Annotated in this window: 13 protein-coding genes; 4 read left to right on the top strand and 9 right to left on the bottom strand. The window is 59.9% G+C overall.

Going from position 1 to position 16,352, the window contains the following annotated elements:
* The first annotated feature begins 23 nt into the window (after positions 1-23).
* Entirely contained in the window at positions 24-707 is a 684-nt protein-coding gene (locus tag AAGT95_RS14425) for a DUF1826 domain-containing protein (RefSeq protein WP_342594261.1), read from the top strand.
* Between the two features lie 396 nt (positions 708-1,103).
* Here AAGT95_RS14425 and AAGT95_RS14420 read toward each other — a convergent pair whose 3' ends face one another.
* Genes AAGT95_RS14420 through nikA form a run of 5 tightly spaced genes read right to left on the bottom strand, consistent with a single transcriptional unit; the run spans position 1,104 to position 6,117 of the window.
* A complete protein-coding gene (locus tag AAGT95_RS14420) occupies positions 1,104-1,835 on the bottom strand; it encodes an ABC transporter ATP-binding protein (protein WP_342594260.1) in 732 nt (243 codons plus the stop codon).
* Positions 1,832-2,593: an ATP-binding cassette domain-containing protein gene (locus AAGT95_RS14415; protein ID WP_342594259.1), complete on the bottom strand. Its 762-nt coding sequence runs from the start codon at positions 2,591-2,593 to the stop codon at positions 1,832-1,834. The genes AAGT95_RS14420 and AAGT95_RS14415 overlap by 4 nt, the downstream gene beginning before the upstream one ends.
* Entirely contained in the window at positions 2,590-3,474 is an 885-nt protein-coding gene (gene nikC / locus AAGT95_RS14410) for a nickel ABC transporter permease subunit NikC (protein WP_342594258.1), read from the bottom strand. The genes AAGT95_RS14415 and nikC overlap by 4 nt, the downstream gene beginning before the upstream one ends.
* Positions 3,471-4,496 (bottom strand): nickel ABC transporter permease subunit NikB, encoded by a 1,026-nt coding sequence (gene nikB / locus AAGT95_RS14405; RefSeq protein WP_342594257.1) that lies wholly within the window; start codon positions 4,494-4,496, stop codon positions 3,471-3,473. The genes nikC and nikB overlap by 4 nt, the downstream gene beginning before the upstream one ends.
* A complete protein-coding gene (nikA, locus tag AAGT95_RS14400) occupies positions 4,489-6,117 on the bottom strand; it encodes a nickel ABC transporter substrate-binding protein (protein ID WP_342594256.1) in 1,629 nt (542 codons plus the stop codon). The genes nikB and nikA overlap by 8 nt, the downstream gene beginning before the upstream one ends.
* Before the next feature lie 207 nt (positions 6,118-6,324).
* Here nikA and nikR point away from each other — a divergent pair, with 207 nt between their 5' ends.
* Positions 6,325-6,798: a nickel-responsive transcriptional regulator NikR gene (gene nikR / locus AAGT95_RS14395; RefSeq protein WP_342594255.1), complete on the top strand. Its 474-nt coding sequence runs from the start codon at positions 6,325-6,327 to the stop codon at positions 6,796-6,798.
* Positions 6,799-7,443: 645 nt separating this feature from the next.
* Here nikR and AAGT95_RS14390 read toward each other — a convergent pair.
* Positions 7,444-8,397, bottom strand: coding sequence for a site-specific integrase (locus AAGT95_RS14390; protein ID WP_342594254.1), 954 nt, complete (start codon positions 8,395-8,397; stop codon positions 7,444-7,446).
* Positions 8,398-10,137, bottom strand: a complete 1,740-nt coding sequence (gene mobH, locus AAGT95_RS14385; protein ID WP_342594253.1) for a MobH family relaxase — start codon at positions 10,135-10,137, stop codon at positions 8,398-8,400. It abuts the gene before it with no gap.
* A gap of 764 nt (positions 10,138-10,901) precedes the next feature.
* Here mobH and lnt point away from each other — a divergent pair.
* Complete coding sequence (gene lnt, locus AAGT95_RS14380) at positions 10,902-12,383, top strand: apolipoprotein N-acyltransferase (protein WP_342594252.1); 1,482 nt, start codon at positions 10,902-10,904, stop codon at positions 12,381-12,383.
* An 80-nt stretch (positions 12,384-12,463) separates the two neighbouring features.
* Here the strand turns inward: lnt and AAGT95_RS14375 are convergent, their stop codons facing one another.
* Entirely contained in the window at positions 12,464-13,000 is a 537-nt protein-coding gene (locus AAGT95_RS14375; RefSeq protein WP_342594251.1) for a hypothetical protein, read from the bottom strand.
* 302 nt (positions 13,001-13,302) lie between these two features.
* On the bottom strand, positions 13,303-14,109 hold the full coding sequence (locus tag AAGT95_RS14370; protein WP_342594250.1) for an OBAP family protein: 807 nt from the start codon (positions 14,107-14,109) through the stop codon (positions 13,303-13,305).
* A 341-nt stretch (positions 14,110-14,450) separates the two neighbouring features.
* Between AAGT95_RS14370 and dsbD the strand changes: the two genes are divergently transcribed.
* Positions 14,451-16,352, top strand: coding sequence for a protein-disulfide reductase DsbD (dsbD, locus tag AAGT95_RS14365; protein WP_342594249.1), 1,902 nt, complete (start codon positions 14,451-14,453; stop codon positions 16,350-16,352).

Below are 16,352 nucleotides of genomic sequence, written 5' to 3'. Positions count from 1 at the left end.
CCGCGCCTCGTCAGGAGAGCCTCATGTCCGCGACGTCACTGTCAGCCCCGCAGGTATCCCCATCCGCCGGGAACGCCCCCGCCCCGCTCGGTGGCGACACCGATACGGTGCACTGGGTCATCGGCGATACCATTGACCATCTGCCGCGCATCTTCGATGACGGCATAACATTGAGTGTCATGCGGCGACCGATCTCCGACGAGATCGCGGCCAGCCTCGATGGCTTGATGCGGGAGTCGCGTTCGCTCGAATGGTCCTGGCGTGGCCCGGCCGACGACGCCATGCGCGCCGATCTCGCGCGTCAACTGAAAGCGACGCAGGAGGAGGCGCTGGTCGCCGACGTCTGCCTGATGGCCGAAGCGATCGCCTACCTGTTCGACGCGCCTCAGATCGGCGTGCGACTGCGTAAGCTCGATAGCGCCATGTGTCCACGATTCCACGTCGACAACCTCGGCGTGCGCTTCATCACGACCTACGCCGGCGCCGGGACCGAGTGGCTGCCGGATGACGCCGCCGATCGCCGCGGCCTCGGCGCCGCCCACCCGGACAAACCGGACATCGTTCGCGACCCTGAGCGGATCCAGCGTCTGTCGTGTGGCGACCTGGCGCTGATGAAAGGCTCGGGCTGGATCGGCAACGCCGGACGCGGACTGATTCACCGCTCCCCGCCCGGCCAACGGCTGATACTCGCGATCGATCCCGGCTGAACCGGACGGCGCGAGACCGGCTCCCGATCCGCGTCGTCTGCGGAGCCCTCCCCGGAAATGCCGGCAAGCCCCGCAGCAGTCCCACCACCGGATGGAGCGCTCCGAACCAGAAGCCGGCGGCCAGCAGATGCAGCCAGTCGTGGCCGCGATGCAATCACTGCAACCAGCCGACTGGAGTGCGGTAGGCCCGACGAATACCGGCGAAACCCGCACCAGTGCGGCCATGACGGCCACCGCCGCGGACGTGAGCGAACGCCTGGGTAACGCCCCCCCCTCAGCGGCACCGCCGGCGAGGTTCAGGTGCTCGCTGTCGATGTTGTCGAACAGGTCGTCGATGCCGATCCTCACCGGGAAGTCGGGACTGATACGGTAGGCGCCAGTGACGCCGTCAATCCCTCAAGTGAGAACGGCAGCCTCCAGCGCCATGGCGGCGGGATGCGTGCACGACTGGTGGGCGCGCACGTCGTCGAGGATGACGCCGCGTTCGATCACCACCAGCCGGTCGCACAATCGCCGGGCCAGGCGCAGGTCGTGGGTGACGAACACGAGCCCCATGCGCTGTTGCCGGCAGTGCGCCAGGAGCCAATCGCCCAGCGCCACCTGCAGGATCGTATCCAGTCCGGAGGTGACTTCGTCGCAGACGAGGAGCGCCGGCTCGATCGCCAGCGCCCTGGCCAGGCAGACCCGCTGCAGCTGCCCGCCGGAAAGCTGATGTGGCAGCCGGGAGGCCAGTTCGGTCGGCAGTTGCACCGCGGCCAGCATCGCCATGACCCGCGCCTGACGCGCGGACCGGTCGAGCGAGGTCAGGTGTTCGAGTGGCTCGCTGATGATCCGCTCCACGCGATGGCGTGGATTGACCGCGCCGGGCGCATCCTGGAACACGCCCTGTACCTGGCGCCGGAACGTCCGCATGACCGGACGAGCACGCCGATCCAGCACGCTGCCGTCGAACATCAGGCGACCGCTCGCGGGCCTCTCCAGCCCCAATAGCAGCCTGGCGAGCGTACTCTTGCCTTCGCCGCTGGCGCCGACCAGCGCTACCCGCTCCCCCGCCTCCAGGACGAGATTGACCGGACCGAGTACCCGCTGGCCGGCATAGACCTGGGTCATCTCCTCGAGCGCGATCATCCCTCGTCCACTCCAGCGCGGGCCCGATAGACGTCGCTCAATGCGCGGTGGGCGGCCAGCAGCGCCCGGGCGGCGGCGCTGTCGGGGGCCTGAAACAGCGCCGCTGGCGTGGTGGACTCCACGATTCGCCCGGCGTCGATCACCTGAACGGTGTCGGCATAGCGAGAGACGATGCCCAGGTCATGGGTGATCAGCAACACGCCGAGGTCGTGACGTTTCACCAGCCGCTCGATGAGTGCGAGAACGCGCTGCTGGGCGGGCGCGTCGAGATCCGACGTCGGCTCGTCGGCGATCAGGAAGTCCGCACCCTGCAGCAGTGCCAGGGCCAGCATCATGCGCTGCAACATGCCGCCGGAGAGTTCGAACGCATAACGGGGCGCAACGACAGTTTCCAGCCCGACTTCCGCCAGCGCTGCCAGCAGCGAGGCCTCCGCCTCGCATCCCCGGATGCCGCGCGCAGCCAGCGTCTCCAGGCCGTGACGGCGCATGGTCATCAGCGGGTTGAAGGCAGTGCGCGGATTCTGTACCACGTGGGCCAGCCGCGGCGTGCCGTTCGCCCCATGCACCTCGCCCCCGCGCCGCGCGAGCCCCGTCGCCAGGGGCAACCCGGAGAGCACGGCCGCGGTCATCGACTTGCCGGCGCCGCTCGGCCCGACCAGGGCATGAACGCGCCCGGTCGTCAGCGTCAACGATACCTGGTCCAGCAGGCAGCGTGCGCCCTGATGGACACTGAGGGCGTCCAGCGTGAGCGTGGTCATCCGTGAGCCTCCTTGAGGGCGGGGTCGAGCCGATCACGCAGCCCGTCGCTGAGCAGATTGAACGCCGCCACGCTCAGGAAAATGGCGAGCCCGGGCCAGATCACCAGCGCCGGTCGTGCCCAGATCAGGTCGCGCGCGTCGCTGATCATCACGCCCCACTCGGGCGTCGGCGGCGCGACTCCGAGGCCGAGGAACGACAGCGCCGCCACGTGCAGCATCATGTGGCCGAGATCCAGCGTCAGCAGAATCAGCACCTGCACGCTGATGCCCGGCAGCATGTGGCGACGAAACGTGGCCCAGCGCGACGCCCCGCACAGGGTCGCGGCGAGCACGTAATCCCGCGAGCGTTGGGAGATCACCAGAATCCGCACCACGCGGGCGTACCAGGCCCAGTGCGTCAGCGCGATGGCGAGAATCATGCTGGTCATGCCGGTACCCAATACGCCAATCAGGCACATGGCCATGACGAAGGTCGGGAAGGTCAGGAACAGATCCGCCGTGCGCATCACCAGCTGATCGATCCGGCCGCCGGCGAGCCCGGCGAGACTGCCCAGCGTCACCCCGATGGCAAACACCAGGGCGAGAATCGCGGCCACGGTCCCCAGCGACACGCGGGCACCGATCAGCAGCCGCGAGAGCACGTCCCGGCCGAGTTCGTCGGTACCGAGCCAGTGCTGAGCGGTCATCGGCGCGAGCCGGTTCGCCACGTCGACCTGGTCGGGGTCGAACGGCACGATCCACGGCGCGACCAGGGTCACCGCGATCAACAGACCCACCAGCAGGCCACCGACGGGCACCCCCCAGCGCGGCGTCAGCCGGAGCTGCGGCCACAGCCGCCGACGGGTCGCGGGCATGGCCGGCGACGAAGCCCATTCGGTCATGGTCGCTCCTCCCCGGCCGAGGGACCGTAGCGTCCCATCGTCTCGCCAGACTGCGGTCGGCGTCGGCGCACCCGCGGGTCCAGCCAGGCATGGACCAGATCGACGCCCAGGTTGGCCAGCACGTAGACCAGCGTCATCAACAGGGTGAAGCACTGCAGCACCGGAAAGTCTCGGTTCTGGATGGCATCCACCGCCAGCCGGCCGACGCCGGGCCAGGCGAAGATGTTCTCGATGACGAAGGCGCCACCGATCAACTCGCCGATGGCCATGCCGGAGGCGGTCAACAGCGGCAGCAGCGCGCCGGGAAGCTGGTGCGCGAACACCACGCGCCGCCGCGAGAGACCGCGCAGCCGGGCGTAGTGGACGTGACGCTGATTCGCGGTCTCCACCATCGACATGCGCAGCATCCGCGCATTGATGGAGATCGTCATCACCGAAATGGCCAGCGCCGGCATCACGAAGTGCAAGGGTCCGCCGTACCCCATGGGCGGCAGCCAGTCGAGCCAGATCGAGAAGACCAGCACGAGCAGGAAACCGATCCAGAAGTTGGGCATCGACACGCCGAGGAATGCCACCAGGCGTACCAGCTGATCCGGCCACCTGCCGGGATTCAGGCCAGCCCACAACCCCAGCGCCAGACTCGCCACCACCGTCACGACCAGCGCCACGGCGACCAGCGCCAGCGTCGCCGGCAGGTGCTCGAGCATTACCGTCAGCACCGGGCGGCCGCTGATGAACGAGGTACCGAAATCGAGCTGCAGCGCCTGCCACAGCCAGTGCGCGTACTGCTGCCACAGCGGCAGGTCGAGCCCCAACTGATGGCGCGCTGCCGCGACCGCCTGATCGGTCGGGGAGATCCCGGAAAGCCGCAGGTAGTCGAGGGCCGGATCACCGCGGCCCAGGTGCAACAGCAGGAAAATGACCAGCGAGACCGCCAGCAGCAGCAGCGGCATCAGCGCCAGACGACGCAGCGCGATCTGCCACAGCGACTCGAATCGGCGGCTGGCGTTCGACTCACTCACTGGCCGGCCTCATGGTCGAGAACGGGATGTCCTCCATGGTGTGGCCGAATTTAACGTCCTCCACCGCGTCCCGGCGGCTGACCGAGCGGGCGGTGACGAAGGAGATGGGCACGTAGATCGCCGACTCGTGCAGCTCGCGCAACAGCCGGGTGTAGCCCGCCTGGCGAGCGGCCTCGTCCTGCTCGGTCAGCAGTTCGCCGATCTCGCGATCGATCTCGGCCTTGTTGGGCAGACCCAACTGCGCCTGATAGTCGGCGTGGGCCGCCACCCGCATCGAGCTAAGATAGGCGTGCGGCTCGTAGGGCGCGCCCCAGGTATCGCTGTAGATGATCGAGAAGTCGCCACTCTTCTGCCGGCTCATCAGCGCGGTCTCCTCCTCCCCGTGGAGACGAACCTGCATCCCGACCTGCTTCAGATTGGCCTGCACGACCTGCGACATGGCCTTCTGCAGCGGATCGTCGCCGACGAAGTAGAGATCTAGCGTCAATGGCTCGCCCTGGTGGGTACGAATGCCATCCTCACCCGGTGTCCAACCCGCTTGATCCAGCAGAGACCTCGCTTCATCGACATCGAACTCGTAGGGCGCCAGATCGATATCGGCGTAGGGTACCTGGCGTGAGAACAGCGCCTGCGCCACCGGCTCGGCGTCGAACAGCAGCGACGCCACGATGGCCCGCTTGTCGACGACGTGTTCGATCGCCTGACGCACCGCAAGGAAACGGGTCGGCCCGTGGTGGGAATTCAAGACGAAGGTGCGCGTTGCCAGCGGCGGTGAATTCTTGGCCTCGAAGCGTGGATCCCGCGCGAAACGCTGGAAACTGTCTTCCGAAATCAGCCCGCGTGCGCCCTGGACGAGATCGACCTGGCCGGTCTCCAGCGCCACGGCACGGGTGTTGGGATCGTTGATCAGGCGTACGTCGACGCCGGCGTAGGCAGGCAAGTCACCCCAGTAGTTGGGGTTGCGCTTAAAATGATCGACTCGCCCCGGCTCGCGGCCGCTGAAGACCCACGGTCCGGTGCCTACCGGGCGGGAGAGCCGGCAGCCGCCCTGCTCCACTGGCAGATCGCTCTGCAGGCTGTTGGGGGAGGCGAACCGCAGCGGGCGGATCAGCGAGAGCTCCATCAGCGTCGGGTAGTAGGCCGTCTTCAGGTGCAGTTCGACCTCATCTCGCGAGACGATCGATACCGACTCCAGCTTGTTCGCCAGCGCCAGCCAGGCGTGGTGGTCCCGACACGCCATCACGGCGTCGAGATTGGCTTTCACCGCCGCGGCGTCGAACGGTGCGCCATCGGAGAAGGTGACGTCGTCACGCAAGGTGAACCGGTAGCTGCGGCCATCGTCGGAGACCGACCACTGCATGGCGAGCCACGGCTCGAGGCGACCGTCGTGAAAGCGCACCAGCGGCTCGTAGACCATCGCCTGGGCCATCATCTGGTTGGCGCCATAGCCCTGCGTATCGAGGGGGCCGACGTCATAGGGCCAGGCCACGGTCAGCACGGGATCATCGTTGGCCGATGTCGCCATCGCGGCGCCGGAAATCCCGGCGGTTATCAGCAGCGACGCCACGCACAGGGCACGTCGCCCCCGCCGGCCGCGGGCAGATATCGAATGGGTTGTCATGATGTCGAGTGCTCGTCGTCCCCGTCAGGAGATGAGAGCCTATCGGCGGCTTAGTATGATGTCTATCGAGATTCATCATACTGGCACCCGCGGAGGGGGAGCTCGAAGCGTGGCGCTCGAAGCCATCGGACCGCTTCCACGCTATACGGTGCCACCGACTCTCGACTCGCGATTGACCCAGCCAGATGACGACAGGAGCCATACATCATGAAACGCATCACCATCACCCTGGACGAGGAGCTGCTCGACGCCATCGATGCCCGGGTGGCAAGTCACGGCTATCAGGGACGCTCGGAGGCGCTGCGCGATCTGCTGAGGACCGGGCTACTGGACTCGCGCCAGCATGCACCGCAGGAGACGACGACATGCCTGGCGACACTCAGTTGGGTCTTCGATCACACCACGCGCGATCTCGCCCAGCACCTCTCGAGGCTGCTGCACCGCCACCACTCGCTGGTCCATTCCACGCTGGAGGTGCTGCTCGATCACGAGCACTCGATGTCGGTAGCGGTGCTGAAGGGCGAGAGCCAGAGCGTGCACGCCCTGGGCGAGCGCATCATCAGCGAGCGCGGCGTGCGCCACGGCCGCCTGTTCATGGTGCCGATCGATGCCGATGTCGAGGAACACCGGCATGGCGATCAACTGGAACCCCACACGCACTGGAGAGTGAGAGACAAGTGATAGGGCTCTCAGGGCAAGACAGGCGACGGTGGCCGAGGTGGCCTCCAGCATGATCAGAACCGGGGCTGGCTCCCTGTTGGAAGGCTGACGAGTCTCAGCCCAAAGATTGGGGCCAAAGAGCCCACTCTCTCTTCCCGGGTTACGAGGGGATCGCCAACGAGATCAGAGATAGGACTTTTGCTGGAGAGCGGGAACGAACCTTTCCACGGCGAAGCTGAGGTGCAAGCGGAACACGATAAAGCGTGACCCCGAACGTTCGGGCCATGCCAAAAAGTCACGCCAGAAGGCGCCAAACTCAGCGCAACGCGACATCCAAGCCACTGACCTGCGGTCAATCAGGGCGACATCGAAAGCACGAAGGAGTCAGAGAACGACAGGGGGGATAATTCTGGAACGATCATCGCACTGGCTCCCCGAACAGGACTCGAACCTGTGACCCAATGATTAACAGTCAGTTGGACTATTTGGACCGGAAAATCCCCGAGTTATCAGCAACTTGAAAAGACTCGCCTGATATGAAGTACTGGCTGGATATTTACCGCACCTGCACTACATTGGCATCTCTGATCTTGGATGCCTGCCCTTTCTTTGTCAAGCTGGCGATCGTGAAAACGAGCGGCCATGCAGTGGCCGCTCGTGTCTAGTTTAGGGGCGCCGACGCTGATTCAGTGCCTTCCTCATGGAATCAACACTGGGGTGAACATATTCCATAGTCGTCCGTATACTCGAGTGATCCAAGATCATTTGAGTTACACGTATGTTGCGATCGGGGTTCTCCATTAGCTCGGTTCCGAGCGTGTGCCGGAATCTATGCGGGGTAACCTTATCACCACAAAATCCCGATAATCGCTTAAAAAAATGCTCCACTTGATTTATATCCATTTCTGAGCGCCGATGCCTTCGCGAAAAACGGTTCACGTTAAATAATTGATCTTCCCGTCTAAACCCTTCTCGGTGGGCTGCAAGCATGAGTTTTGCCACGTAGGGATATAGGCCATCGGCAATCGGAACAATAGATTCAGAGTAGGTTTTCGACCCTTCAGCGGAAGTAACAATTATCATTCTCTTCAAGTCAACATCTTTAGCTTTGACATGAAGCAGCTGGTTTAGCCTAATACCTGTGTAGTAGAAGGTTTCTATGACCGTTTCCCAGAACCAAGCTGGATACAACTTCGATGGATCATCTTGCGCCTCCTCAAATCTACGGCATACATCCATTACTTCACGAACATACCTAAATGTGAGGGGCTGAATAGTTTTTTTTGGCTTGCGAGGCTCACGGACGCGTACTCTATTGAACGGATTCTCTTCGACCATGATTAGCTGGTATTTAATCCCAAAATTGTACAATGCAGCGAGATGTCTCGCATAATTATTCCAGCTAACCTCGACGATTCCTTTTGGATTATCTTTAGAACGTAATATAGCCCTACGCCAATCACATACTCTTTCACGCGACAACATACTTGGATAGGTTTCTTTACCAAAGTATCTGCGAGCCGCCCTAACGGCCGCAGCATAACTATCGACGGATTTAGGTTTCAAATGCGTGTCGGCGCAATACCGGCTCAGCAGCTCCATAAATGACACATCATTCATCTAACTTTCCTTATCATCTTGATTCTTATGTAGAGTCAACACCCAGTTATCTGGAGGTATTTCTTGACTCACCGATCGAGGTTCCTTGATCAAGTAGCCTTTCAGCACCCGGCTCTTATTCGGCCCTTCCACGGAGACGTTATGTATATTCTGCCCCCGTGTTCTGATGTGTAGACCGAGTTTCTGGAAGCGCTTCTGTACCGTCTTCCACTGATCCTCATCGCCTAAGATCTCCGCGCTAAAACGCTTGAATATGCCCGGGCTAACGAGAAAGTAGGTTCTTTCAACGACGTGCACAGGTGCTTTTGTGTCATTAATGACAATGGAGTGCGTCGCTACTCCAGTCTTCAACCACTGCCAAAATTTTTCACCGAGATTCGAATTATCATTAGCGTGCTGAACAACAGACACAGCACTAGCACAATAACCATTAGATGGTATCGACACCTCATCATTGAGTGATTCTTTGTATCCGTCAGTATCTTTATTCTTCGGGACGGACTGATGTGATTGGTTGACTTCGGAGAATAGAGAGATGATATCGTCTTCGATCACGCCGCCATCCACACGACTGGGTGCTCCGATCTGAGACAGCACCTGCTTCTCTTGCTTCGGATAACTTGGATCGGTTGCGCTAATAGGGGCGATGGTGGTTGGTTGATTGCTCTCTTGTACCGCTTTCTGTCTAATCCTAGAGGGAGGCTGGGGTTTGTCGTCCTCAGATGCCCCTTCCTCTTGAATCATTAACTTACCGCTAAATGGAGCTGGCTTTCCCTCTACTCCCCATATCAGCGTTGGTGGCACCTTGATCATGTTGAAGGACTGCATCCAATCTCCCTCTAACACGTCACATTTCCAGACGGACTTTCCTGCGCTGACCTCCTCGATCAATCCATGCGCCTGCAGTTCGCCATAGAGCCGGTTCAGGTCAGCCGGAATACTCTTGATGCCCTGCGCATAAAGGTGAGCTTTCAGCTCATTGACGGCACGCGGTGATACTAACCAAAGTGCTTCTTCTGTCAGCCATGCTACACCGCCCTTCTGATTGAGCTTGAAATGTTCCTTGACCAGGTACCGCAGGCCCTCGGCCAGCTTTCGTTGGATGGACTCCACCGGGGCTGAAAGGGCCTGAACCGGATCGCCTCCCAGAGCCTTTGCGACACTCGCACGGTCCGCATGGTAAATCAGCTCCGCAACGATTCCGCCTCGCTCGGTGTGCCCTGCGATGGTGTACATGAACAGCGCAAACAGCTTGGGCTGAGTCATCAACCAGTCGAGCACCCTCGTCCCAAGGACTCGCTCGCACAACAATGGATTGACCGCCGCGTGAAGGTGGTACTCCCGCCCCGCTCGGTACATGACGCGGTAAGGTGCAGGAATGGGGCCATTCCACAGCCTCCACTCCCGCCCATCCTCGAGATGAATTTCAACGTCGACCAGCGTCTTGGCTACGTCGTGCATGAGCGCTCCGTGGATTACGGCGGCACTCCAAAGCTCCCCTGCTGAACTTTGGTCTTCGGGCTTTGCGTCTGGAGGCAGGAGATGACGCTGACGTAGACGCAGTCCGTAGCAGGCCGTCTCTAGGGCATGATCCAGCATGCCCCCTGGATAGGCATGGTGATGTGATTCCGATGCAGGGAGCAGTTGTACCAACTCGGCATAGCGGCAGATCGGTGCAAGGAGATACTCGTCAAAGACGCTCTGGGTCAAAGACGTTGTGTCCCACAGCATCTTGATCATCTGCTGGCGACGCGGAGTATCGAGTAGCTCCTTACCAGGCTGGGGCTGCGTGAAGCCTTCCGACGGACTGGTATTCTGACGGGATCGCGGGAATAGGCGTCGTAGCATTACTGATACCTGGCACTATGGCTAAAACACACAGCTGTGACAGAAATCAACGTTTTTTGGCATAGAGAATGTTAACTCGACTGGATTTCATTCTGACGCATACGAGACTTAATCCTGTCTTGTTCAGCTCAAGGAAATAGAACGCTACAGACATATCGCCGTCTACTGACACGCCTAGACAAAAGCGCCCCGTAGGTATCATTAACCGATATACGGCCGTTAAATCGAACGGGAAGCCGCTCGAAAAACGTCGACTCGTATTCCAAGACGCTAGCGGTGAGGAGAGAGGGCGAACCACGGAATGTATCTCAGATCTCTTGTATTAATTTTCAGCTCATCTCCATAGACCAATCTCCGTACGTCGCACTTGGGCGCGCACGGAACGATAAGGTCAAAGATCAGATATATCCAAGCAAGATTAGGGGCATCGAGATGCTGGAGATGCTGGTACCGCGGGTCACCACACCTCTGGCACAGGATTTGGCTATACAACAGGCCGGCTTTCTTCAAAGCAATTCAGGTGTTCCAACCGGTGTGTAAAGAGGTGGTAGACAACTAGCACCTGGCTAATAAGAAGTCCAGGCAAGTATCACCACCTCGAGGCCTCGAGAAGATTCACGGTACCCTTGATACAGCCCCGTCTCGGAGGAGAGTGCATGTCAGCGTGTAACTATAAGCCTTGGTCAACCTATCTAGCCGCGCTTTTGGCCGGCTGCTTATCAACGCTGAGCTTTGCACCCTTCCACTTCTGGTGGTTAGGACCGCTTGCCGTAGCACTGATGTACCTGGGTCATCATCAGCTGAGCACGGTACAGGCAACGCTGCACGGCTGGCTCTTCGGGATCGCTCTATTCGGTACAGGCACCAGTTGGGTCTACGTCTCGATTCACGACTACGGATATACCGGTGTTCCTCTGGCAATTGTTCTGACTGGACTATTCGTCGCCGTACTGGCTCTGTTTCCCGCCATTTTCTTCGGGCTCTATCGTCACTTCACTTCATCTCGGCTGGCATTCCTGAGTTTTGCTGGGACCTGGGTGCTGGCCGAAGCTTTTCGTAGCTGGGCATTCACCGGTTTTCCATGGCTACTGTTGGGTAGTGCTCAAGTAGATTCGCCCATAGCGACATGGGCGCCTATTGGTGGAGTTTATTTGCTGTCACTAATCGTCGCTTTGACGGGGACATTGCTAGTCGAGTTTTTTCGGCGACGCTGGTGGGCTGTAGTGCCCATCGCTATGCTCTGGCTCGCTACACTGGCAATGCCAGCCCAGTGGACCCACAAGGCCGCCGATCCATTGCGGTTCGCGCTAATTCAGGGCAACTTGCCTCAACTCGATAAGTGGAGCTCAGAGGGCCAGCGTAACGCACTGGAGGTTTATGCTCGGATGACCCACGAACTACCCATAAACGCCGATGTCATTGTCTGGCCTGAGACGGCATTGCCAATGTTTGCGAATCAGGCTCGCCCCTATCTTGAACGCCTGCAGGCTTCACTTCCTCCTGGTACAGCGCTTCTCACCGGTATCGTTCAAGGTGACCGCGACGAGCATTACTACAATGCCATCATCGGCACCGGGGCGGTGCAGGGCGAGTATCGCAAGTCCCACCTAGTTCCCTTCGGTGAGTTTCTTCCCCTGGATTCCAGGCTGCGCGACGTGATAGATTTTTTCGATCTTCCGATGTCGGACTTCAGCGCCGGGGCTGAATCGCAGCCGCCGATTTTTACCCACGACGTCGCTATCGGGAACGCTATCTGCTACGAGATCGTCTATCCCGATTTGGTCGCCGAGCGCGCCCGAAACGCCAAAGTGTTGCTTACGGTCTCCAACGACACCTGGTTTGGCCGCTCGATCGGACCTCTGCAGCACCTGCAGATGGCGAGGCTCCGGGCGCTCGAGAACGGTCGTTATGTGGTACGTGCGACTAATAACGGTGTTACCGCGATCATCGACGATCAAGGTAATCTGCGACAGCGCGGCCCACAGTTTGAAGCAACAAGCGTCATCGGCGAAGTCACACCCATGACCGGGCTGACACCGTTCAGCCGCGTTGGTAGCTGGCCAACCTGGCTGCTTGCCGCTCTGTTGGTGCTACCAGGAATCAGAGAAAGGATTCTTCGCCGGCGGACATATTACTGATAACGCAACGAATTCCACTGGGCGCCTCGTCTATCTCGGATATGTCCCGTTCAAACTCCGATGTCGAAATATATCCATTCTTATAGGTTAAGCGGAACGAACCCATGTCTTCCCAGTGCCAACGCTGCGCTCAAGCCTGACTGAACGGACTCGATGCCGGTATCAACGTCCTCAAGCGAAAGCCTCTGAGCGGCTAGCGCCTGGAGGCAGACCAACACAGGGACTCCTTCCTGGCGCAGGACACTCCACCAGGGCAAGTTCGGATTTTCCTCGAGTGATGGCTCGGCAATCCGCTCGCGATAAGCTGCGGATTTCAACACGCATGGCGTCGCCGGCCCAGCCACGATAACCACGGCGCGACACGCCACCTCGGCCTGAGCCATCAGATTGAGCGTTCTTACCAGCCGCATGACGCCGCCATGCACTCGACCCGGCGCATCGGCCGCACTGGAAATCTGAAACAGCCCATGACAGGCCCCCCCAGGCGCGGGAAGCCACTGATCGACCTCCTGCCCCACGGGCAGCGGCGAGCCGGGGATCGCCAGATCGGCATTGCCGGGTTTGCCTCGAACCAGCCCCAGGGAATTGAGCCATTGAAATGACGGTGGGTAGGACATTTCTTCTCCTAAAAAACACTCTGGTCTAGTGCGGCATCGTTAAAGCCGAGATGTGTATAATCACATCCAACAGAGCTGCCAAAAATACATTGTCGTGTATGCCGGCTCCTGAAAGCAATGGCGCCGACAATACCGACGATCATATCAGAACATGACTGATGCCTGACCAGCCGCTGGCTATGAAGCTGAAACGTTGCCTAACCAGCTGAAAAAGGAGAGCCAGGAGTACCTTCCAACGAGTTGAAGCACTCCCGGACCATCTCGAAGCCCCCTTAATTAATAGTAGATATTAAACAACGATATTACCGTTTTTTATTTGTAGACTTGGCCTCAACACCTGGGATGGGCTGCGTCATACGAGGAAACTTGCCTTTCAGCACACCGACACCAGACTGGGGGTTAGCCAGAGGAACTAAATCTTGCCTGGACTTCCTCCTCTCTTCTGTATCAATTCCCATGCGTTGATCGCGATCCTTCACCAAACCTGGCTGCGGCTCACCAGTACGATTAAAGGACCAAGCTAGCTCAGGCTTACCCAATGGCAAACTATCATCTTTTTCAGCGCTGTGTGAGGTGGCCCAAGTGTGCCAGGTCTTACCATAGCTATTCATCTTGCTTTGCATCAGTTCGTGGTCGGCCGTTTCTGGTAAATTGGGAGCTACCAACTGGCCAGATAGTATTTCACCGTTGTGGGGATGCCAATATTTTTTTTCTTCTTCAGGAAGGCCCTCAAAAATACGTTCAGATATGATGTACTCCACTCCATTGAGGTGAGCATCTGCTGTATTTCCATCATAAAGAGCACATTGCATAAAGTCTTCATTTACTTGCTGGCAGAAATGATGAGCTTCGAATTGATGGCTTGGCTCATCCTTCATTGGGTGAAAGCCTACAAGATAAATATTGAGCTGATCCGTCGGAGCGTCGGTTTGTAAAGCACTAGCTCCCGCTTCCAGGACATTTGTCTTAGCACTTTCCGGCTGTCCAGGCACGTCAGCAGAAGGCCCGGTAAGCCCCATACCGGTGCAACCACTTAAAGCAACGGAAAAGCATAAAAATGAGGCGCGACGATAAGGCAATGCTGCTCGGATAAAATATATATAGCCCATATCATTTCCTTTTTCTCAAATTAACCCACGGTTTAACTCAAAAACCTTAGCCAATACTATTCTCGTTATTCGACCAGACCTTTAACCCATATCAAAAGGACATACACATAACTAATACTTCCAATTTGAGTCCAAACGAGTCTGCCCGCCAGTGCTTACCAGTGAAGCCAGCGATCACGGTGTTGAATACAGGCCACAGCCCTTGTCCAAAATCGACAGTCATTATTCATTTTCAGCTCATCTCCATGGGCCAATCTGTCGCTATCGAATCAGGAGCGCAGCCGATGCGGGCAGGAGCGAAGGGGAAGTTGATGCAGTCGAGGCGAGTCCGGTGGATCATTATGCTGGCATTGCTCGGGGTCGCCACGCTGGCCGCGGCGCAGGATCCGTTCGAGCAACAGAGCGACTTCCTGCCGCCGGATCAGGCCTTCGAACCGACGCTGATACAAGATGGCGACGAGGTGGAAATCGACTGGCAGATCGAGCCCGGTTACTACCTCTATCGCCACAGCTTCTCTGCTCAGACCGATGAGCGCGAACTGTCGCTCGATATCCCCGAAGGAGAGACCATCGAGGACGAGTACTTCGGCCGTTCCGAGATCTACCGTCATGCGTTGAGCATGACCACGCAGCCCGGGGATGCCGATACCCTCACCCTGCGTTGGCAGGGTTGCGCCGACGCTGGCCTCTGCTACCCGCCCCAGCAACGGACCTTCGATCTGAAGTCCGTCGCCAATGCCTCGGCGAGCGGCACCAACGACGCGAATGCGCTGGGAACGGATGCCGCGGCCAACGCGCCGAATGCGTCATCCGCGACACCAGCCTCTGTCGCGCCAGGCTCCACCACTCAGCCTCAGCCCCGGACAGACGCGGCGATGGCGGAAGATCAGCAGCTGGCGGCGCAGCTCGCCGGTGGAAACTGGGCCTGGACGCTGGCAGCGTTCTTCGGCATGGGGCTGCTGTTGACCTTCACGCCCTGCGTGCTGCCGATGATCCCCATTCTCTCCAGCCTGATCGTCGGCCAACGTCGCAGCGGGGAGAATCCGCGCGCCGCCGGCTTCGTGCTCTCGCTCGCCTACGTTCTCCCCATGGCTGCAACCTACGCGATATTGGGTGTGGCCGCGGCCATGGCTGGCGCCAATCTGCAGATGCTGTTCCAGAACGTCTGGTTCATCGGCATTTTCTCGGTGCTGTTCGTGGTGCTGGCGCTCGCCATGTTCGGTGCCTTCGAGCTCGAACTGCCGCGGGCGCTGCGTCAACGCCTGGATGCGGGATTGTCGAGACAACGCGGCGGCCGATTCAAGGGCGTCGCCATCATGGGGGTGCTCTCCGCCCTGCTGGTCGGCCCCTGCATGACCGCCCCACTCGCCGGCGCCCTGCTCTTCATCGCCGAAACCGGCAATCCGTGGTTGGGCGGCGCGGCGCTGCTTGCGCTGGGTCTCGGCATGGGCGCCCCGCTGGTACTGATCGGCACGCTCGGCAGCCAGTTGCTGCCCAGGCCTGGCGCCTGGATGACCCGCGTCAAGGCGCTGTTCGGCTTCGTGCTGCTGGGCATGGCGATCTGGTTCGTCGCCCGAATCCTCTCGGATGCCATCGTTCTTGGCCTGTGGGGCGCGCTGGGCCTGGGGGTAGCGATCTCTCTCGTCGCCCTGGCACGTGGTAACGACCCAAATGGCAATAGGCCAGGAGGTGTCCTGCCCCAGGTTGCGACAGCCAGTGCCGCCATCATCGGTCTGTGGAGCGCGTTGATCCTGATCGGTGCCGCCGGTGGTGCCAAGGATCCGTGGCGGCCGCTGTCGGTCTACGTCCCGAGCGGTGTGGCAACGGCCTCCAAAGACGCCAGCGAGTCCGGGCCTGTCGCGTTCGACGACGTGAAGGATCTGGCCACGCTCGAACGCCGCGTCCAGGCAACCGCCAACAGCGGCCAGATGACACTGGTCGAATTCACCGCCGACTGGTGTGTCTCCTGCGAAGTCATCGAACGGGAAGTGTTCAGCGACCCGACCGTCAAGGAGGCGCTCCAGGACGTGCAGCGACTGAGTATCGACGTCACGGATTACGACAACGAGGATCAGGCGATCATGCAGCACTTCGGCATCGTCGGTCCGCCGACCCTGATGTGGTTCGGCCCTGACGGTCGGGAGCAACGCGGCGCCCGCATCATCGGTGAACTGGATGCCGAAGCCTTTCTCGACCGCTATACGCAGGCCAGACAGCGCGCCAACGAGTCCACGGAGGGCTGA

The sequence above is a fragment of the Salinicola lusitanus genome, from assembly GCF_038648475.1.
In the GTDB taxonomy this organism is placed as follows: Bacteria; Pseudomonadota; Gammaproteobacteria; order Pseudomonadales; family Halomonadaceae; genus Salinicola; species Salinicola lusitanus.
This window is presented reverse-complemented; position numbering and strand designations above follow the sequence as displayed.

Coding starts and splice junctions, on each gene's coding strand:
- nikR (WP_342594255.1), top strand. CDS start 6,325: ATGAAACGCATCACCATCACCCTGGACGAGGAGCTGCTCGACGCCATC.
- AAGT95_RS14415 (WP_342594259.1), bottom strand. CDS start 2,593: ATGACCACGCTCACGCTGGACGCCCTCAGTGTCCATCAGGGCGCACGC.
- AAGT95_RS14390 (WP_342594254.1), bottom strand. CDS start 8,397: ATGAATGATGTGTCATTTATGGAGCTGCTGAGCCGGTATTGCGCCGAC.
- nikC (WP_342594258.1), bottom strand. CDS start 3,474: ATGACCGAATGGGCTTCGTCGCCGGCCATGCCCGCGACCCGTCGGCGG.
- AAGT95_RS14370 (WP_342594250.1), bottom strand. CDS start 14,109: ATGGGCTATATATATTTTATCCGAGCAGCATTGCCTTATCGTCGCGCC.
- lnt (WP_342594252.1), top strand. CDS start 10,902: ATGTCAGCGTGTAACTATAAGCCTTGGTCAACCTATCTAGCCGCGCTT.
- dsbD (WP_342594249.1), top strand. CDS start 14,451: ATGCTGGCATTGCTCGGGGTCGCCACGCTGGCCGCGGCGCAGGATCCG.
- mobH (WP_342594253.1), bottom strand. CDS start 10,137: ATGATCAAGATGCTGTGGGACACAACGTCTTTGACCCAGAGCGTCTTT.
- nikA (WP_342594256.1), bottom strand. CDS start 6,117: ATGACAACCCATTCGATATCTGCCCGCGGCCGGCGGGGGCGACGTGCC.
- AAGT95_RS14420 (WP_342594260.1), bottom strand. CDS start 1,835: ATGATCGCGCTCGAGGAGATGACCCAGGTCTATGCCGGCCAGCGGGTA.
- AAGT95_RS14425 (WP_342594261.1), top strand. CDS start 24: ATGTCCGCGACGTCACTGTCAGCCCCGCAGGTATCCCCATCCGCCGGG.
- AAGT95_RS14375 (WP_342594251.1), bottom strand. CDS start 13,000: ATGTCCTACCCACCGTCATTTCAATGGCTCAATTCCCTGGGGCTGGTT.